16 protein-coding genes are annotated in these 18,277 nt (G+C 72.4%); 9 read left to right on the top strand and 7 right to left on the bottom strand.

Annotation, left to right across the window (positions count from 1 at the left end):
• Nucleotides 1-209: 209 nt before the first annotated feature.
• Complete coding sequence (locus ACIRPK_RS16945; protein ID WP_403039061.1) at nt 210-1,085, top strand: SGNH/GDSL hydrolase family protein; 876 nt, start codon at nt 210-212, stop codon at nt 1,083-1,085.
• Between the two features lie 71 nt (nt 1,086-1,156).
• Here the strand turns inward: ACIRPK_RS16945 and ACIRPK_RS16940 are convergent, their stop codons facing one another.
• The 4 genes from ACIRPK_RS16940 to ACIRPK_RS16925 form a co-directional block, all read right to left on the bottom strand.
• Complete coding sequence (locus ACIRPK_RS16940; RefSeq protein WP_403039058.1) at nt 1,157-1,396, bottom strand: hypothetical protein; 240 nt, start codon at nt 1,394-1,396, stop codon at nt 1,157-1,159.
• A gap of 340 nt (nt 1,397-1,736) precedes the next feature.
• Nucleotides 1,737-2,765, bottom strand: a complete 1,029-nt coding sequence (locus ACIRPK_RS16935; RefSeq protein WP_403039055.1) for an NAD(P)/FAD-dependent oxidoreductase — start codon at nt 2,763-2,765, stop codon at nt 1,737-1,739.
• Entirely contained in the window at nt 2,762-3,283 is a 522-nt protein-coding gene (locus tag ACIRPK_RS16930) for an isoprenylcysteine carboxyl methyltransferase family protein (RefSeq protein WP_403039052.1), read from the bottom strand. The genes ACIRPK_RS16935 and ACIRPK_RS16930 overlap by 4 nt, the downstream gene beginning before the upstream one ends.
• Before the next feature lie 6 nt (nt 3,284-3,289).
• Complete coding sequence (locus tag ACIRPK_RS16925; RefSeq protein ID WP_403039049.1) at nt 3,290-4,354, bottom strand: type III polyketide synthase; 1,065 nt, start codon at nt 4,352-4,354, stop codon at nt 3,290-3,292.
• A gap of 77 nt (nt 4,355-4,431) precedes the next feature.
• On the opposite strand from ACIRPK_RS16925, the gene ACIRPK_RS16920 reads away from it, so the two are divergent.
• The 3 genes from ACIRPK_RS16920 to ACIRPK_RS16910 all read left to right on the top strand — a co-directional run bounded on the left by ACIRPK_RS16920 (nt 4,432) and on the right by ACIRPK_RS16910 (nt 7,630).
• On the top strand, nt 4,432-5,268 hold the full coding sequence (locus ACIRPK_RS16920; RefSeq protein ID WP_403039046.1) for a UbiA family prenyltransferase: 837 nt from the start codon (nt 4,432-4,434) through the stop codon (nt 5,266-5,268).
• 385 nt (nt 5,269-5,653) lie between these two features.
• Nucleotides 5,654-6,835, top strand: coding sequence for a cytochrome P450 (locus tag ACIRPK_RS16915; RefSeq protein WP_403039043.1), 1,182 nt, complete (start codon nt 5,654-5,656; stop codon nt 6,833-6,835).
• 150 nt (nt 6,836-6,985) lie between these two features.
• A complete protein-coding gene (locus ACIRPK_RS16910) occupies nt 6,986-7,630 on the top strand; it encodes a DUF6193 family natural product biosynthesis protein (RefSeq protein ID WP_403039040.1) in 645 nt (214 codons plus the stop codon).
• A 362-nt stretch (nt 7,631-7,992) separates the two neighbouring features.
• Here ACIRPK_RS16910 and ACIRPK_RS16905 read toward each other — a convergent pair whose 3' ends face one another.
• On the bottom strand, nt 7,993-8,988 hold the full coding sequence (locus ACIRPK_RS16905; protein WP_403039037.1) for a LysR family transcriptional regulator: 996 nt from the start codon (nt 8,986-8,988) through the stop codon (nt 7,993-7,995).
• A 123-nt stretch (nt 8,989-9,111) separates the two neighbouring features.
• On the opposite strand from ACIRPK_RS16905, the gene ACIRPK_RS16900 reads away from it, so the two are divergent.
• The 3 genes from ACIRPK_RS16900 (at nt 9,112) to ACIRPK_RS16890 (ending at nt 11,762) form a co-directional block, all read left to right on the top strand.
• On the top strand, nt 9,112-10,032 hold the full coding sequence (locus ACIRPK_RS16900; RefSeq protein ID WP_403039034.1) for a zinc-binding dehydrogenase: 921 nt from the start codon (nt 9,112-9,114) through the stop codon (nt 10,030-10,032).
• Between the two features lie 34 nt (nt 10,033-10,066).
• Nucleotides 10,067-10,471 carry a nuclear transport factor 2 family protein gene (locus tag ACIRPK_RS16895; RefSeq protein WP_403039031.1) on the top strand — a complete coding sequence of 135 codons (405 nt, stop codon included), beginning with the start codon at nt 10,067-10,069 and terminating at the stop codon, nt 10,469-10,471.
• Nucleotides 10,472-11,201: 730 nt separating this feature from the next.
• On the top strand, nt 11,202-11,762 hold the full coding sequence (locus ACIRPK_RS16890) for a hypothetical protein (protein WP_403039028.1): 561 nt from the start codon (nt 11,202-11,204) through the stop codon (nt 11,760-11,762).
• A 442-nt stretch (nt 11,763-12,204) separates the two neighbouring features.
• On the opposite strand, the gene ACIRPK_RS16885 is transcribed toward ACIRPK_RS16890, so the two are convergent.
• Both ACIRPK_RS16885 and ACIRPK_RS16880 read right to left on the bottom strand, forming a co-directional pair.
• Entirely contained in the window at nt 12,205-13,644 is a 1,440-nt protein-coding gene (locus tag ACIRPK_RS16885; protein ID WP_403039025.1) for a non-reducing end alpha-L-arabinofuranosidase family hydrolase, read from the bottom strand.
• A 137-nt stretch (nt 13,645-13,781) separates the two neighbouring features.
• Nucleotides 13,782-15,248 (bottom strand): endo-1,4-beta-xylanase, encoded by a 1,467-nt coding sequence (locus ACIRPK_RS16880; protein ID WP_403039022.1) that lies wholly within the window; start codon nt 15,246-15,248, stop codon nt 13,782-13,784.
• Nucleotides 15,249-15,876: 628 nt separating this feature from the next.
• On the opposite strand from ACIRPK_RS16880, the gene ACIRPK_RS16875 reads away from it, so the two are divergent.
• Both ACIRPK_RS16875 and ACIRPK_RS16870 read left to right on the top strand, forming a co-directional pair.
• Nucleotides 15,877-17,175: a PHB depolymerase family esterase gene (locus tag ACIRPK_RS16875; protein ID WP_403039019.1), complete on the top strand. Its 1,299-nt coding sequence runs from the start codon at nt 15,877-15,879 to the stop codon at nt 17,173-17,175.
• A 66-nt stretch (nt 17,176-17,241) separates the two neighbouring features.
• Nucleotides 17,242-18,213, top strand: a complete 972-nt coding sequence (locus tag ACIRPK_RS16870) for a glycoside hydrolase family 6 protein (protein ID WP_403039016.1) — start codon at nt 17,242-17,244, stop codon at nt 18,211-18,213.
• Nucleotides 18,214-18,277 lie beyond the last annotated feature (64 nt).

Raw genomic sequence — 18,277 nt, 5'->3', positions numbered from 1 at the left:
CCGGATGCCGCCGCCCGGCCCCCGCCGGGCGGTGGCACCAACTCCCTTCGCTGTCGGAGTTATTGACAGCTCATCACTCGCCGCACATCCTTACCGCACGGTAGCACCGCCTGGTAACAACGGCGGAGGGCGACAGCGCCTCCCGTCGGCGCCCCCACGCCCGCCCGGCGGGTGCTCCTCCCCCACCCACCCCACCCGGAGGCACCCCCATGCCGTCGACCGGAACCACCCGCGCCCGCGCCACCCTCACCGCCCTCGCGCTGACCGCCGCACTCGCCGGCACCGTGACCGCCACCGCGAGCCCCGCCGCCGCCCGGACCTCGTACGCCCGCTACGTCGCGCTCGGCGACTCGTACGCCTCCGGCGCCGGCGTGCCCGACCAGATCGACACCGCCTGCACCCGCTCCAGCCGCAACTACCCGTCACTGGTGAGCGCGGCCCTGGCGCCCACCGCCCGGGCCGACGTCACCTGCGGCGGCGCCACCACCGCGCACATGACCACCACCCAGACCGGCTCGGGCGGACCACAGTTCGACGCCCTGACCGCCGACACCGACCTGGTCACCCTCACCATCGGCGGCAACGACATCGGCTTCGCCGACATCATCGTGCGCTGCGCCACCCTCGGCCTGTTCTCCCCCAACGGCGCACCCTGCAAGTCCAGTTACACCAAATCGGGGGTCGACCAGCTCGCCGCGAAGATCGACGCGACGGCCGCCAGGATCGCCGCCACCCTCGACGGCATCCGGCAGCGCTCGCCCGGGGCCACCGTCCTGGTCACCGGCTACCCCGCGATCCTGCCCGACAACGGCACCAACTGCTTCTCCACCGTCTCGATCGCCAAGGGCGACGCCCCCTGGCTGCGCGACACCGAGAAGCACCTCAACGCCGTGATCGCCGCCCAGGCTGCCGGCCACGGCGCCCGCTACGTCGACACCTACACCCCGTCCGTCGGCCACGACGCCTGCAAGCCCACCGGCACCCGCTGGCTTGAACCCCTCTTCGCCAGCGGCGCGGCCCCGTTCCACCCCAACGCCGCCGGGGAACAGTCCATGGCCACCGCCACCCTCGCCGCAGCCGGCTGACCCGCCCCCGGTACCGGTCCCCGCGCCACCCGCCGGGGACCGGCCACCGTGAGGGTCACCGCTTCACCGCTTCACCGCCAGAGCGGTCCGCTGTTCCCGTTCTCCGCGTCCTCGCAGGCCCTGATCCGCTGCTCGACGGCCTGCGCCTCGGCGTACCGCCCCTGCGCCCGCAACTGCGCGGCCCGGGCGCCCATGGCGGCGACGTCACAGCTGACCGTCCCGCCTGCGGCCATTGCTGTTGCGCCCCCGGCGAGCAGCACGGCACCGCCGACGGCCACGGCCAGCGCAAGGCTCGACGCACGACGGAACACAGCCACTCCTCCGACGACCGGGGCCACCTGGCGCGGCCCGCCCTCGAGTCGACCATCCCCCGGCACCCCCGCGCCACGATCCACGCCGACCCGAACGAGTGAACACCTGCGGTCCTGCACACCGCACCGAAGCCACGATGCACATCGCGATGATCAGCCGACCCACGGGCGAATCCACCCCGATGTGGTGTGGCACATGAACCACCATCGCCCCAGTCCAACCGGACGAGACAACGGGGTGAGAGGCCCTCTCTGCACTTCACCACTCTGGCCGGTCCGGCCGTGTCCACCGGCGCAGGCGAGCCCCGACCGCCAGGACACCGGTCGCACGTGAGAGGGCTCAGGCCAACAGGTTGACCCCGGCCCGGAACACGGCCGGCAGCCGGGCTGCGGCCGGCACGATCCCGGCGGCCAGCGCCGGCTGCTCCCTGGCCCACAACAGGGCGCCGGTGAGCATCCGGTAGCCGCGCGAGGCCCGCCGCCAGGCTCGTTCGTACTCCTGCGGCCGGCCGGCGGCCAGGCAGCGCACCACGGCCTCCGCCGAGGCCAGCGCGACCGACACCCCCTCGCCGGTGAGCGCGTCCAGGTAGCCGGCCGCGTCGCCCACCAGCAGGACCCGGCCGTCGCTGCGGGCCGCTGCCCGCTGCCGCAGCGGACCGGCACCGCGCACCGGAGTGCACGGCCGCGCCCCGGCCAGCCGGGCGGCCAGCAGTGGGAAGTCCGCCAACTGCCGGTCGAACGGCGCCCGGTCACCGGTCAGCAGTGCCACCCCCACCAGCTCAGGTCCCAGCGGGGTGACGTACGCCTCGGAACTGGCCGACCAGTACACCTCCACCAGGTCGGTCCACGGCGCCAGCGCGTAGTGCCGGCGCAGGCCGTACCGGGCCGCTCGGCCGGGCGCCGGCGGGCGGTGCAGGCCGAGCGCCCGGCGAGCGGCCGAATGCAGCCCGTCCGCCGCCACCAGGTGACGGGCCGTCAGTCCGGCGGCGACGACGGAGTCCCTGCGCTGCTCGAAGGAACGGATCGGGACCGGCAGCACCCGGACCCCGAGCTCCGCGGCCCGGTCGGCGAGGGCGGTGTGCAGGGCCGTCCGGCGCACGCCCAGGCCGGGACCGGCCCGGAACTCGGCCTCGGCGCTCCGGCTCCCGGCCGCCTCCAGGTACCGGATGCCGCGGAACGGCCTGCCCTGGACGTCCACCTCGATCCGGCGCAGCGCCTCGACGGCGCCCGGCATCAGACCCTCGCCGCAGGCCTTGTCGACCGGGGTCGGGCGCGGCTCGGCGACCACCACCTCCAGGCCGGCCCGGGCGGCGTGGATCGCGGTGGCCAGGCCGGCCGGCCCGCCGCCCGCCACCAGCAGGTCGATCACGGGGTGACGGCCCGACAGGCGGTCAGGGCCGCCTCCTCGCAGCTGATCCGGGTCTTCAGGACGGCCAGGTTGAGCGCACTGAAGCCGAGCGCCGTCAGCCAGGCGGACTGCACCAACGGCAGCGCGAAGCCCTCCACCACCACCGCCAGGTAGTTGGGGTGGCTCAGCCACCGGTACGGGCCGGCGGTCACCAGGGGCAGGCCCGGCACCACGATCACCCGGGTGTTCCAGCGGGAGCCGAGGGTGTGGATGCACCACCAGCGCAGCGCCTGCGCACCCAGCGCAAGGGCCAGCATCGGCCAGCCGAGCAGCGGCAGGAACGGCCGGTCGGCGAGCGCGGGTTCGAGCAGACAGCCCACCAGCAGCCCGGTGTGCAGCAGCACCATCGGCGGGTAGTGACCGCGCCCGTACTCGGTGCCGCCGATGGCCAGGCTCCAGGCGGCGTTGCGGCGGGCCACCACCAGCTCGGCCAGCCGCTCGACGGCCACCAGCAGGATCAGGAGGGTGTACGCGGTCATCGGCCCCTACCAGCGCAGAAGGGTGAGTTCGGAACAGAAGCCGGGCCCGAGCGCGAGCATCAGCCCGTGGGAGCCGGGCGGCGGCGGGGGCGGGGCGAGGGTGTCGCGCAGGATGTGCAGCACCGAGGCGGAGGAGAGGTTGCCGACCGCGGCCAGTGAGCGTCGGCTCAACTCCAGCGCGGCGTCCGGCAGTCCGAGGCGATCGGCGATCGCGTCCAGCACCTTGGGGCCGCCGGGGTGGCAGATCCAGGCGGCCAGGTCGCCGGGTTTGAGGTCGTGCTCGGCCAGGAAGGTCTCCACCTCGGCGCCGACGTGCAGCCGCACCAGCTCGGGGAGTTCGGCGCCGAGCACGATCCGGAACCCGCTGTCGCCGATGTCCCAGCCCAGCAGCCGTTCGGTGCCCGGGTAGAGCCGGCTGCGGCTCGCGACCACGGTGGGGCCCCGGCCGGTCCGGTGCGCCGGGTGCTCGGCGCCGACCGCGAGGAGCGCGCCCGCGCCGTCCCCGAACAGGGCGCTCGCCACCAGGTTGGCGGGCGAGGCATCCCCGCGTTGCAGGGTCAGCGAGCACAGTTCGGTGGAGAGCAGCAGGGCCGCTCCGGCGGGCCGACCGAGCAGGAAGTCGTGCAGTCGTGCGGTACCGGCGACGCCGGCCGCGCAGCCCAGGCCGAAGATCGGCAGCCGCGCGATGTCGGGCCGCAGGCCGAGCCGTTCGACCAGCCGGGCCTCGATCGAGGGGACCGCGATACCGGTCACCGAGGTGGCGACGACCAGATCGATCTCCCCGGGGGTCATACCGCTCTCCGCCAGGGCCTCACCGACCGCCTGCTCGCCCAGGGTCAGGGCAGCCGCGATGAAGGCGTCGTTCGCCTGCCCGAATCCGGTCAACCCCGCGTAGTCGGGCAGTGGCAGGGCCAGGTGACGGGTGGTCACTCCGGCCGACCGGTGCACCCGGTCCAGCAGTGCGCGGCCGTCCCCGTCCGACCGGCGCAGCGTGGCGAGGGCGTCCGTCACCTGCTGCTGCCGGTACCCGTGCGGTGGCACCACGCCGGTCACTGCCACGATTCGGGTCACCGGCCCAGCATAGGCACAGTAGTGACATACCAGGATCAAGCACGTGAATCGGGCGAGTCCCGGCCTAGCATCGGGACATGACGACCCCACAGACTGCACCGGCGCCCACAGCGCCCCGGCTCGGCACTCTGCTCCGGGCCTGCCACCCGGCGCCCGCAGCCGCGGTCACGCTGCTCGCCACCGCCCTCGCCGTCGCCGGCGGTCGCGGGGCGGTGGGGAGCGCTCTGGCCGGTGCCGCGGTGGGCGCCGGCCAGCTGTCGGTCGGCTGGAGCAACGACCTGGTCGACCGGCACCGGGACGCGGCCGCCCAGCGGTGTGACAAGCCTTTGGCCACCGGGGAGTTGACCGCCGGTACGGTCCGGGCGGCGGCCGGCTGGGCACTGGCCTGCTGCGTGCCACTGTCGCTGGCGAGCGGCCCTGCGGCCGGCACCGCCCATCTGGCGGGGGTGGCGGCGGCCTGGGCGTACAACCTCGGGCTGAAGCGGACGGTTCTCTCCTGGGCACCGTACGCGCTGGCCTTCGGACTGCTGCCCGCCTTCGTCACGCTCGGCCTGCCCGGCTCGCCCTGGCCGGCGCCGTGGTTGACAGCGGGGGCCGCGCTGCTCGGCGCCGGTGCGCACTTCGCCAACGTGCTGCCCGATCTGGACGACGACCTGGCGGCCGGCGTGCGGGGACTGCCGCAGCGGCTGGGCCGGGCGTGGTCGGGCGCGGCGGCCGCAGTGTTGCCGGCGGCCGCCTCCGTGGTCCTGGTGACGGGCCCGGCCGGACCGGTGGGGCCGGCCGGGCGGGCCGCGCTGGCGGGCACCGCCCTGCTCACGCTCCCCGCCGTCCTGGCGCCGCGCGGACGCGGACCGTTCCTGGCGGCCATCGCGGTGGCCGCGCTGGACGTGGTGCTCCTGCTGACCCGGCCCTGACCCGCGGGGGCCGGTGGGTCAGGACCTGGCAGGGACATCCGCGCCGCTCCCCGGAGGCTGTCGCAACTACTGCCGGGCTCGCGGTCACCCTCGAACACCGATTTCTTCTGCTCGCCTCGCTCGACTCCCCCCATTCCGATTCCGGCCGCCGGCGGCTACCCGACCCGCGAAGCCATGCGCCGCGCCTTCCGACGGACCCTGAGCGTCTCCCCCGCCCAGTACCGCCGAGAGCTCTGACGCGCACGGGTTCCCACCTCGCCCTACGCGTCGGTCGTCGCCCCCTCGGCACTACGGTTGGTCGCGGAACAGTACGTCAGCAACGAGATCGTCCACCGTGCCGCCGCCCACCGGCCCCCGGCGCTCGACGACGCGGCCGAGGAGCACCATGGCTTCCCCCTTCACCGACCCGGCCTTCTACGCGGACCGGTACCCCACCTACGCGGCCCTGCGGAAGCGCTCGCCCGTGCTCCGACTGCCCCTCGACGGCGGCACCGGACCGGCCGCCGTGGTCACCGGCTTCGACCAGGCCAGAGCCGCGCTCGCCGACCCCGCGCTGTCGAAGGACACCGCCGCGTTCTTCGCCGACCGCCCGTCAGGACGCTCCCTGCACCCCGCGCTGGCCACCACCATGCTCAACAGCGACCCGCCCGACCACACCCGGCTGCGCCGCCTGGTCACCCGGGCGTTCACCCCGGCCACGGTCGACGCGCTGCGCCCCTATGTCGCCGCGCTCGCCGAGCAGTTGGCCGAGAGCTGGGCGCCCGGGCAGCGCGTCGACCTGGTCGAGGGCTTCGCGGCACCCCTGCCGGTCACCGTGATCTGTCAGCTCCTCGGAGTGCCGACGAGCGACCGGCAGCGCATCCGCCGGTGGTCGACGGACCTGTTCGCGACCGGGGACCACCAGCGGATCGACGCCGCCTCCCACGCACTGGCCGACTACCTGACCGAGCTGGTCGCGGCCAAGCGCCGTGACCCGGACGAAGCCCTGCTGTCCGCGCTGGTCGCCGTCCGCGACGGCGACGGCGACCGGCTCAGCGAACAGGAGTTGGTCTCGCTGGCGGTACTGCTCCTGGTGGCCGGGCACGAGACGACCACCGCCGCGATCGGCAACGCCGTCCTGGCACTGCTGCAGCACCCCGGCCAACTGGAGCTCCTGCAGTCCGGCCCGCACCGGATCGCGGCCGCCGTCGACGAGCTGCTGCGCTTCGACTCCCCGGTCAGCATCGCCACCTGGCGCTGGGCACCCGGGCCGGTCCGGATCGGCGGGACGGACGTACCGGCGGGCAGTCCGGTCTTCGTCAGCCCCGGCGCCGCCAACCGCGATCCGGCCAGGTTCCCGGACCCGGACCGGCTCGACCTGGACCGGGAGGCCCGTTCCCACCTCGCGTTCGGGCACGGCATCCACCGCTGCCTCGGCGCACCGCTCGCGCAGGCCGAGATCGAGATTGCCCTACGGGTGCTGCTGGAGCGTTTCCCGGACCTACGACTGGCCCAGCCGGTCGACCAACTCAGCTGGCGGCACTCGCGGCTGGTCCGAGGGCTGGAGTCACTGCCCGTCCTGCTGTAGGACGACGGCGGCCCGGCCACCGTCACCACTGGGCAGCCGAGCGACGAGACGGCCACCGGGCAGGGGCGAACCGTGCAGACTGGGGTGATGAACCTGGGGGCGGAGCATGACGAGGCTGACTGGGACGATCACGGGGCCCTCCGGACCGCGTTGAGACGTACCGCCGACGAACTCGGCCTCACCCTGCCCGAGTCGGCACGGGAGTGGGGTCCCCTCGCGGAGTACGTCGACACGGGGATCGGTCGGCGCGTGATGGTGTACCCGCCCAAAGGGCAGCGGGCCTTCCAGGTGAACCTTCAGGCCAAGAGCACCCGGCTGGCCTGCGGATGGACCGCGGACCTGGCCGACGTGATCAGGGCGACGGCAGCCTGGATTAGCGGTGCGGGGCTGGAGCAGACCCGAGCACACTCCCCGTTCATCCGGTTCAGGCCCTGGGCCCTCGCCCACGAGCAGGAGCCCCTCGACGCCGTCGAGTTGGCGTGGTGCAGCAAGCTCGACCGTGTCCACATGCCACCGGACGACCGGCACCCGCGCGCCCACGCCCTGCTGGCTGCGGCCTACGCCCAGCCGGCCCTGCGTCAACTGATGCCGGTCAACAGCCACTTCAACCTCTGGTTCTCCACCACTGTCGACGGGTGGATGAAGACTCGGGTCGGGTACCTCATCTGCCCCTACGACGAGGGCCGCTACGGGGTGCACAGCGAGAGCGGGCTCGTCGCACGCACCGAGACGCCGGAGGAAGCCGTCGCCCTCGTGGTGGCCGCCCTCCCGCCGGACCTCGGACCGGCCAGGTGAGGCGCGCCGAGGACCGCGGGCAGCGCGCGACCCGCTCAAGGTGATCACCACCGCCGCCAACGTCAACGACATCACCCGGACCCTCACCCTGGTCGACGCCGTGCCACCCGCTGGCGGCCGACCGGGCAGGCCCCGTCAACGCCCGCAGGCTCTGCTCGGAGACCAGGCCGACGACAGCAGGAACGTGCGCCGGGAGCTGATCAGGCGTCGGGTCCTGCCCGCGACCACCCGGGCCCGCCGACACCGCATCGCAGGCCCTGGGCTGCCGGGGCATCAGCCGCATCGGGGCGCGAGGAACTGCGCGAGGCGGAAGGTGCGGCGCCGTCACTTCCGGTGTCGTACCGTTCCCCGCGCCTCGGTGGTTACCCCGCTGCCCACCTACTGGCGACCTGGTCCGCTGCGGGGAGCCAGTCACGTTCCGGGCGGTACTCCAGCCAGCGGCGGCGGCCGCCCACCTCGGCGAAGCGGCGCAGGAGTTCGGTGACCCCCGGTTCCTGCCGGTTCCGGCACCACACCAGTGACCAGGCGTAGAGCGGGGTGGGCTCGACCAGGGGCACGGCAGCCAGGCGGGAGCCTGCGGGGAGCGGCAGTTCGGCGGGCAGCAGGGTGAAGGCGTCCGGCGTGGTCCGGACCCGCCCCAGGAAGTGCTCGGGGCCCAGGTTGGCCTCGCCGGGCAGCATCGGGACGCCGAAGTGCTCGGCGAACCGCTGGAGGAAGTCGAGCCGTTCGGCCGTGGCGGGGAGGAGCAGCCGCAGGCCCGCCAGTTCGGCCGGTCGCAGAGCGTCCGCCCGGGCGAGCGGGTGGTCGGCGGCGAGTACCGCGTCCACCGGCTCCAGGCGGACCAGCCGGTGGGCGAGCGGCTCGTCCTGACCGTGCGAGGAGCGGCCGTCCGGGGAGCGGTGGAAACGCCCGAACCCGGCGTCGCTCTCCCCACGGAGCAGCGCGCCGGCCACCCCGGGCAGATCCCGGCCCGGGCCGACCTCCACGTGCAGCGGCGGCGGGAGGTCGAGAACCTCCCGGACGGTGCGCAGCGGGGCGAACAGGTGCCCCCAGACGTCGAGTCGTACGGGCCGTGGCGACTGCCGCAGGGCCGCCACTGCGGCGTCCCCGGCGGTCAGCAGCGCGCGGGCCGGAGCCAGGAACCGGGCGCCGGCCTCGGTGAGTTCCACGGTTCTGCCGCCGCGCTCGAACAGCCGGGTGCCGAGTGTCTCCTCCAGCCGGGAGATCCTTTTGGAGACCGCTTGCTGAGTGAGCGTCAGCTGCTCGGCCGCCCTCCGGAAGTGCAGCGTCCCGGCGGTCGCCACGAAGGCGCGCACCTGGGCGAGATCGAGATCCGGATCGGCAGTCACGACGGTCATCCTGGCCGACAACCACCGGTTGTCAAAGCCCTCGTCCGGTTGTTGGACCGGCCTCCGGCCTGCCCGGTTAGCTGAACACCAGCCGGGCGGCACCGGCCGAAGCACAGCGGGAGACGAGGAACGATGAAGGCATTCGTGGCCACCGGCCGGCCCGACGAGCCGGTACTCCGGACCGAGGTGCCGGAGCCGCAACCGGGGCCCGGTGAGGTGCTGGTGAAGGTGGACGCGTACTCGGTGAACCGGGGCGAAACCTTCCAGCTGGAGCAGCCGGAGGCTGGTTGGCGGCCCGGGAAGGATGTGGCGGGGCTGGTGGTCCAGGCCGCGGCGAACGGCTCCGGTCCTGCTGTCGGCGAGCGGGTGGTGGCACACCCGGCGTCGGCCGGCTGGGCGGAGTACGTGGCAGTGTCGAGCGGTTCGCTGGCGCGGCTGCCGGGCGAGGTCTCCGCCGTCCGGGCGGCGGCGCTGCCGCTGGCTGGGTTGACGGCGCTCCGGCTGCTCCGGGCCGCAGGCTGTGTCGCCGACCGGCGCGTGCTGCTCACCGGGGCCTCCGGCGGTGTCGGGCACTACTTCGTCGAACTCGCCGCCGCGGCGGGCGCGTCGGTGACGGCCGTCACCGGCTCGGGGGAGCGCGGTGCCCGGCTGGCCCAGCTCGGCGCGGCCGCCGTGATCCGGGAGGTCGCCGCGGCGGAGGGCCCCTTCGACCTGGTGCTGGAGTCGACCGGTGGGGCGGGCCTGGCTGCAGCCCTGTCCCGGCTCGCGCCGCGTGGCGAACTGATCTGGTTCGGCCAGGCCGGCCGCGAGCCCGCACTGCTGAACTTCTTCGACTTCTTCGCGGGCCCGGTCTCGGCGACCGTCCGGCACTTCAGCTACGCCGACCACGACGCCCCGGACGCGGCCGATCTGGAGACCCTGGTCCGGCTGGTGACCGAGCAGCGGCTGCACCCCGAGATCGGCGTGGTCGAGGACTGGAGCCGTACCGCCGACGTCCTGGCCGATCTGCGCGACCGCAAGGTCCGCGGCAACGCCGTTCTGACCCTCTCCTGAACCCCCACCGAATTCCGATCCGAAGGAGCATCAGATGACCGACCCCCGCACCGCCGTGGTCCGCTACGTCACCGCCGTCGCCGAGGGTGACCTGGACGCCGTGGTCGCCGCCTTCGCCCCCGACGCCACCTGGGAGTACCCGGGCGACCTCCCGATCAGCCGCACCTGGCAGGGCCGGGACGCCATCGTCGACGACTTCCTCGGCGGGGTGGGCCGCCTCTTCGCTCCGGACGGCGCCCCGGTGGTCGCCCTGACCAGCGTGATCGCGGAAGGAGATCGAGTGGTCGCCGAGTGGACGGCCAAGGGCGCGGCCGCCAACGGCCGCACGTACGACAACGTCTGCCTGGGCATCTTCACAGTGCGGGACGGCCTGATCATCTCGGTTCGCGAGTACACCGACACGCAGTACGTCGGGCGGTCGCTCTTCGCGACGGAGTGACGACCGCAGGGGCAGGCGGGGGCGTCTCCTGGAGGGTTGCCCGGTCGCTTACCGGCGGGGCCGCTCAGCACAGGCCAAGCCGTGCGTGGCGCGGCCGACCTGGCGGCCTGCTCGATCTTCGCGCAGTGGGCTGAGCCTGCCATGGGCTGCTCATGGTCTCAAGATCCCGTACGTGGTCCGCAACGACTGGCGGAGCCGAGGCCCGGCCATGGCCACCGCCCTGACCTGCGACCGGAAGCTCGCGAGACGTGCCACGTGAGACAACCTCTTGAACGGCCGAATCAGCACGTCGGTCACGGCTGACCAGCCATCACATACGAGATCGCGTGACGAGCTCCGAGCAGATCAGGTGCATGGACTGGTCGAGCTCAGCTGTCCGGTAACACCCGTCCTGCGTGACTTCCCTCGTCCAGGATCCGACGCAGGGTCTCGCGGCCTGTCGCCGGGACGACAGCCCGGACCACCAGGTGCCCGATCCGGCGGATGCCTCCGGGCCGAGCGGACCAGGGAGCGGACCGGGGCGTCGACCGGATGCAGCGCGGACCGGGGCGCCGACAGGGGTGGCATCCGTGGCCGGTGCACTCATCTGATCATGCAGGCGCCGTCTGCGGCGCAATCGGCGACAGCCGGTCCGACCTACCGCCGTTCGCGTCCGTGGGGATGAGCCCGTCGTCCGGCCCCGGCCAGGGATCGACTGGATACCCCGACCGCGAGGTCTACCCTGCTGGCTGTGAGAGAGACGCAAGCCTTCAAGGACGCGGTGGCGGCGACCCTGGCCGAACTGGCACGCCTCGGCATCACGGTCCGGCCCGGGACAGTGGCCGACACCATCGAACGGAACATCAGCACCGTGGCCGGCCGACTGGGGATCCCGGAGCACTCCGCCTGGCGCTACTTCGACGCGGCCGCACTTGCCGGAGCCATCGCGCGGCGGCGCCGGGCGGCCCTGCACCATGCCGACCCCCGGGACGTGGGCCAGGCACCCCTGCCCCCGTTGAACAACCCCGAACTGGCCCTGCTCCTGGCCGGTTTCCCCGACCAGCTCGCGGAGAACGGCGGGGACCTCTACGCCGCTCTCCTCAACGTGCTGGTCAACGCCTGGTTGGCCGGTCACCTCCACGGCGAGGACGGCTGCACCGGTTGCGACGGCAGTCGCGGCCCCTCCGGCCATGACTGGCAGGCCCGCATGGACGCCATCACCAGCCTGGCCCCGGACATCACCCGGTGGTTCGATCGCGACGTGTGGACCGCCGCGCTCCAGGACACCGGATTCGGCGTCACCCGCAACTGAGAACCGACGGGACGGACCTCCGGTCAGACCGGTGGGATGCCCAACAGCGGCCCGCCCGACCACACCCGGCTGCGCCGCCCGGCAACCCGGGCGTCCACCCCGGCCACGGCCGACGCGCTGCGCCCCCATGTCGCCGCGCTCGCCGCGCAGTTGGCCGAGAGCTGGGCGCCCGGACAGCGCGTCGACCTGGTCGAGGGCTTCGCGGCACCCCTGCCGGTCACCGTGATCTGTCAGCCCCTCGGAGTGCCGACGAGCGACCGGAAACCACAACCTGAGAGCTCCACCGAACCAAGAACGGTTCAAGCCCGGAGCGTGAACACATCGGGCGGAAGAGGCCATCCGGTTCCCGGGGAACCCCGGCCGCCTCCAGCCGGGGTTCCTCGGGACGGTGAGCATGAGCCGGGCCGGGCGGGACACCCGTCCCGCAGGTCGGTCGGGCTGGTCAGCGCTGCAGGGTCAGGACGCCCGGCCGCCACGGCAGTTGGTCGTAGGGGCCGCTCGCGGAGGGGGACTTGCCCTGGTAGAGGAGTTGCAGATTGCAGGGGTCGATGGTCATGGTCTGGTCGGGGTTGGAGCGCACCAGGTCACCGTGACTGATGTCGTTGGTCCAGCCCGCTCCGCTGTTGGCCTTGCCCGCGAACGGGTTGCCCTCGCTGCCGGCCTGCGGAGTCCACGTCCCGCTCAGGCCGGACGCGGTGAAGGACCGGAAGTAGCGCCCGTTCGCACCCATTGCCTCGACGATCATGAGGTACTGGTTCTGGCCCTTGACCTTGTAGACCTGCGGCGCCTCGAACAGGTTGGCCGTCGTGTCGCTCAGGACCGTGGTGTAGGAGGAGCCGAAGCTGCCCGGGAAGTTCCCGATCGGCATGCTCGCCCGGTAGATCTTGCCGTTGTCACCGGCGAAGAACAGGTACATGTTCTGGTCGTCGGCGATCAGGGTCTGGTCGATCGGGCCGGTGCCGGAGTTGGGGATGCTGCCGGTGAACAGCGGCTGGGGCGCGGACCAGCCGTTGGGGTTGGTCGGGTCGCTCGAAGTTCGGTAGCTGAACGGCCACGCACCCCACTGGTACGCCAGTACCCAGATGTTCTTGGGCGCGAAGTAGAACAGCGTGGGCGCGACCGCGGCCTGGCTCATCCCGCTCTGGCCCGTCGAGGCCATCTCGGACCAGTTGGTGAAGGGGCTGAACACCATCGAGCCGTACGACGACCCGTTCACGTTCGACGCGTAGACCAGGTGCTTGCCGTTGTGCACCACGCTGGTGAAGTCCTTCACCGAGGCCCACCCGTTGGCCGGCTCTGCGAGCGCACCGGTCGAGGACCACCGGTAGGCGGACGGAAGGGCGCAGCTGCCGCCGGTCGGCGTCGGAGTCGGATTCGAACCCCCGGACAGGCCGGTCCACTTCTGGTTGCCGCCACCGTTGCAGGTCCAGAGCTGCACCGCCGTGCCGTTGGCCGTACCGGCGCCCGAGACGTCCAGGCAGAGGCCGGACTCGACGCCGACCACCGTACCGTCGGCGTTCACCCGCCACTGCTGGTTCGCCCCGCCGCTGCAGGACCAGATCTGCACCCGGGTCCCGGCAGTGGTGGCGTGGTCGGGGACGTCCAGGCACTTGTTGCCGTAGACCGTCAGCGCGTTGCCGGACGTCGCCGTCCAGAGCTGGTTGGTCCCACCTGAGCAGTCGTAGATCTGCAGGAGCGCGCCGTCGCTCTGGCTGACGTTGGTCACGTCGAGACAGCGGCCGGAACCCGTGCCGCGCAGGGCGCCGCTGGTGGCCGCCTGGGCCGGGCCGGCCACCAGCATCGCGGCCGGCGCCACCAAGGCGGCGACCACGGCGGTCAGTATCAGGGACAGCCGCCTACGGCTGGATTTCTCTCTGCGCATCAGGACCTCCTGTGGGAACGGACGGGGCTGTCACGCGGCGATTTCACCGCTCACCTGCGCGTGCCGCCCCGAGCGCGCGCGGGCGAGGTGGGCCGGTCGGCCGGTGCCGGGTCTCCGGCACCGGCGTGCGGCTCAGCTCACCTGAAGTTCCAGTGCTGGTTGGCGCCGCCGTTGGAGTCCCAGATCTGGACGGGGGCGCCGTTGGCGGTCTGGCCGCCGGGGATCTCCAGCGCCCGGCCGCTGGCGACGTTGGTCAGCGTGTAGGAGCCGTCGCCGTTCGGGTCGGCCCGCCAGTGCTGGTTGGCACCGCCGCTGGCGTCCCAGACCTGCGTCCTGGTCCCGTTCGCCGCCTGGTTCCCCGGCTGGTCGAGCACCCGGCCGCTGGCGAGGTTGGTCAGGGTGTAGGAGCCGTCGCCGAGCCGGTCGGCCCGCCACTGCTGGTTGGGGCGGCCGCCGGCGTCCCAGACCTGGAGTTGGGTGCCGTTGCCGTTCTGGCCCGCGGGCTGGTCGAGCACCCGTCCGGCAGCCACGGCGGAGAGCGTGTAGACGGCGCCGGAGACGATGCCCCCGCCCGGCGTGCCGCTGCCGCCGCCGAGGGCGGCCAGGGTCGCGCCGTAGGCGGGCTTCTTGTTACCGCTGTTGTCGAAGAGCAGCGGGTTCTCGCCACCGCGCCACGAGTCGCTGTCCCGGATGCCCCACACCGTGATGCCGGTGCAGCGGGCGACGGCGAGGCAGGCCCTGACGGTGTCGGCATAGGCGGTGGTGGACGCCTGGGCGATGTCGAGCTCGGTGAGCTGGACGTCCACGCCGAGCGCGGCGAAGCTCGAGATCGTGGTCCGGAAGTTCGCCGGCGGGCCGCCGGCGCCGAAGTGGCTCTGCAGGCCGACGCAGTCGATGGGCACGCCACGGGACTTGAAGTCCTTGACCATGCGGTAGACGCCCTGGGTCTTGGCGTCGGTCCAGTTCTCGATGTTGTAGTCGTTGTAGCAGAGCTTGGCCGCCGGGTCGACGTTCCGGGCGGTGCGGAACGCCTCCTCGATGAAGCCGTCGCCGAGCAGGTTCTGGAAGACGGAGCTGCGGTGCTGACCGCTGCCCCCGTCGGCGAAGGCCTCGTTGACCACGTCCCAGGCGTAGATCTTGCCCTTGTAGTGGTTCATCTCGGTGGTGATGTGATTGCCCATCACGCTGCGCAGGGTGTTCGCGTCGCCGATCGAGCCGACCCAGCCAGGCAGTTGGGAGTGCCAGACCAGGGTGTGGCCGCGCATCCGCTGGCCCTGCGCGGTGGCCTGGCTGACGATCCGGTCGGCCGCGCCGAAGGTGAACGATCCACGGGACGGCTCGACGGCGTCCCACTTCATCTCGTTCTCCGGGGTGACCATGGTGAATTCCCGGTTGAGGACGCCGGTGTAGGTCGGGTCGCCGAGCCGGCCGGCGGCCACCGCGGTGCCGAAGTACCGGCCGGTGTCGGCCGCCGCCGTCCCGAGCGTCGTCCCGGCGGCCTGGGCCACCGGGCCCACGGCGACGACCGGGAGTGCGAGGGCGGCCAGGCAGACGGCTGCCGTCAGAGAATTGCGGAGACGGGATTTCCTGTCGAACCGTGGCATGACGGATCGCTCTCCTTGGGGTGGGGGAACCTGAATGCCGGTGGGGCCGACAATTCGCCTGTTAGCGCTAACAATTGACGTCGCAACGCGGCCCTGACCGACATGTCCAGGTGAAGCGTCGTCAATGCGTGGCACGCATTCGGCCGCAGCACGCCGGAATGGAACGGAAGGGTGGCGCGGCGGCGCACGGAGCCGATCTACTGCCAACAGTGGCTGCCCGGAAACCGGTTGGTGCGCAGGGTGGTGGCCCGCGGCTGCCCGATTTTGTCGACGGCGCCAGTGTTGGCCCGTACCTGACGGGATGTCAACACTTTCGACCGAGGTTTCGTGACTCCCTCCCTGCCATCGACCGCATCCACGCAGGCCAGGGGCGTGAGAGTCAGCGCGAGCCCGCGACGTTGATCAGCTTCTCGCCAGGCCCTCGAAAGTTTCGACGCCATCGGGAGAGCGGCGCCGACCGACTCTCGCAGGGTCAACTCGGCGTCGCGGCCGCCAGGTTGGGCGTGCATCGGTATTGCTTTCACGGTGACGACACCCCACCATAATCAACGCTCAAAACAAATTCGGCCGGAGAGGTCCCATGTCCCGTTCCCGCTCCCTCAAGTACCGTTTGATCACCCTCGTTTCCTTGGTCGGTCTCGCACTCGGCCTGGGTCTCCCGGCCACCACGCCGGCGGCCGCGGCCTCGCTGACCCAGGTCACCGGTTTCGGTACGAATCCGACCGGCCTGGCCATGCACCTGTACGTACCGAACAACGTCAGGGCCAACCCCCCGGTCCTCCTGGCGCTGCACGGGTGTCAGGGAAGCGGGCCCTACCTGTACTCGAGCACCGACTTCGCCTCGCTGGCCGACCGGTACGGCTTCCTGGTCATCTATCCGTCGACGCCCGGCGCGAGCTGCTGGGACGTCTCCTCCGACCAGGCCCTGACCCGCAACGGCGGCAGTGACCCGGTCGGGCTGATGTCGGTGATCACCTACGTCGAGCAGCGCTACGGCGGCAACCCCAACGCCGTGTACGTGACCGGGCAGTCGTCCGGCGCGATGATGACGGACGTGATGCTCGCCGACTACCCCGACGTGTTCCGGGCGGGCGCGGCGTTCATGGGCGTGCCCTACCGCTGCTTCTACACCGGCTCCGTGCGCGGCTGGAACTCCGACTGTGCCCAGGGCCGGGTGTCCAGGACCCCGCAGCAGTGGGGCAGCCTGGTCCGCGACTCGGCCCACCCCGGCTACACCGGCCCGCGTCCGCGCGTGCAGCTGTGGTACGGAACCGCCGACACCATCCTGAACCACAACAACCTCGGCGAGCAGATCAAGCAGTGGACCGACGTCCTCGGCGTGAGCCAGACCCCGTCGGCCACTGACTCCCCCGCGGTCGACTGGACCCGTACGCGGTACGGCAACAGCTCCGGCACCACCCAGGTCGAGGCGTACAGCCTGGCCGGACTGGGACACGAACTGCCGGTGAAGGGCTCCACGATGGCCGCCCGGGCCATCAGCTTCATGGGCCTGGACGCCGGGTCACCCGGCGGCGGTACGACCGGCGCGCTGCGCGCGGTGGACGCGGGCAAGTGCCTGACCGATACGGACCAGGCCCTGGGCACCCAGCAGCAGGTACACACCTGCGACGGCGGCGCGAACCAGACCTGGACCCGGACCGCGTCGAACCAGCTGACCGTGACCGTGGGCGGCAGCACGCTGTGCCTGGACGCCAGCGCCAAGGGCACCGCGAACGGCACCAAGGTGGTGGTCTGGTCCTGCAACGGCCAGCCGAACCAGCAGTGGCAGGTGAACGCGAACGGCACCGTCATCGGGGTGCAGTCAGGGCTCTGCCTGGACGTGGCCGGTCTGGCCACCGCCGACGGCACGCCCGTCCAGCTGTGGAGCTGCAGCGGCGGCCGGAACCAGCAGTGGACGCTGGGCTGACCTGCCACCAACCCCTGGATGTGCGAGAGCACTTCCACTTCTCCGCCCCACCCACCGGAGGAAACCATGCGCACGTCCGTCCGTACGGCCTCGGCACTGCTGGCCGGAGTCCTCACCGCCGGTCTCGCCGTGATCAACACCGGTACCGCCCACGCGGCCGATCCGACCACCATGACCAGCGGCTTCTATCTCGACCCCGACAACTCCGCCCTGCGTTGGGCCAACGCCAACCCCGGTGACGGGCGGGCGACGGCGATCCGCTCCTCGATCGCCGACACCCCGGCCGCCCGCTGGTTCGGCAACTGGAGCGGCGACATCGGCTCGGCGGCCGGCGCCTACGTCGGCCGCGCCGACTCCTACGACAAGCTGCCGGTCCTGGTCGCGTACAACATCCCCAATCGGGACGTCTGCGCCGGCCAGTCCGGTGGCGGCGCGGGCAGCCGGGCCGCGTACGACAGTTGGATCGCGGCCTTCGCCGGCGGCATCGGCAACCGTCCGGCCCTGGTCGTGCTCGAACCCGACGCCCTCGGCCACGAGAGCTGCATGACGTCCGGTCAGGTCACCGAGCGCAACGCCATGCTCAGGAACGCCATCGCCCAGTTCAAGGCCAAGGCCCCCAACACCTGGGTCTACCTGGACGCCGGGAACCCCGGCTGGATCGGCGCCTCCACCATGGCACAGCAGCTCGCCGCCGCCGGGGTCGGCGAGGCCCACGGCTTCTCACTGAACGTCTCCAACTACTTCCGCACCGACCAGGACGGCTCCTACGGCAACGCGGTCAACTCCGCCCTGAGCTCCTACGGCTACACCAAGCCCTTCGTGGTCGACACCAGCCGCAACGGCAACGGCTCCGACGGCCAGTGGTGCAACCCGGCCGGCCGCCGGATCGGCGCTCCGCCCCAGCGCGGCGGCGGTGCCGAGATGCTGCTGTGGATCAAGATCCCCGGCGAGTCCGACGGCAACTGCGGTGCCGGCGCCGGCTCCTCGGCGGGACAGTTCCTGCCGGAGGTCGCCTACAAGATGATCTACGGCTACTGATCCGCACCCCCTCCCGGCTCCGGACCGACCCCCCTGCGGTCCCGGGCCGGGCCCGGTCCACCGA

The sequence above is a fragment of the Kitasatospora sp. NPDC101801 genome (assembly GCF_044766665.1).
GTDB lineage: Bacteria > Actinomycetota > Actinomycetes > Streptomycetales > Streptomycetaceae > Kitasatospora.
The sequence above is the reverse complement of the archived record's forward strand: the minus strand, read 5'-3'. Positions and strand labels throughout refer to the sequence as shown.

Coding starts and splice junctions, on each gene's coding strand:
- ACIRPK_RS16945 (WP_403039061.1), top strand. CDS start 210: ATGCCGTCGACCGGAACCACCCGCGCCCGCGCCACCCTCACCGCCCTC.
- ACIRPK_RS16930 (WP_403039052.1), bottom strand. CDS start 3,283: ATGACCGCGTACACCCTCCTGATCCTGCTGGTGGCCGTCGAGCGGCTG.
- ACIRPK_RS16920 (WP_403039046.1), top strand. CDS start 4,432: ATGACGACCCCACAGACTGCACCGGCGCCCACAGCGCCCCGGCTCGGC.
- ACIRPK_RS16915 (WP_403039043.1), top strand. CDS start 5,654: ATGGCTTCCCCCTTCACCGACCCGGCCTTCTACGCGGACCGGTACCCC.
- ACIRPK_RS16905 (WP_403039037.1), bottom strand. CDS start 8,988: ATGACCGTCGTGACTGCCGATCCGGATCTCGATCTCGCCCAGGTGCGC.
- ACIRPK_RS16900 (WP_403039034.1), top strand. CDS start 9,112: ATGAAGGCATTCGTGGCCACCGGCCGGCCCGACGAGCCGGTACTCCGG.
- ACIRPK_RS16895 (WP_403039031.1), top strand. CDS start 10,067: ATGACCGACCCCCGCACCGCCGTGGTCCGCTACGTCACCGCCGTCGCC.
- ACIRPK_RS16885 (WP_403039025.1), bottom strand. CDS start 13,644: ATGCGCAGAGAGAAATCCAGCCGTAGGCGGCTGTCCCTGATACTGACC.
- ACIRPK_RS16880 (WP_403039022.1), bottom strand. CDS start 15,248: ATGCCACGGTTCGACAGGAAATCCCGTCTCCGCAATTCTCTGACGGCA.
- ACIRPK_RS16870 (WP_403039016.1), top strand. CDS start 17,242: ATGCGCACGTCCGTCCGTACGGCCTCGGCACTGCTGGCCGGAGTCCTC.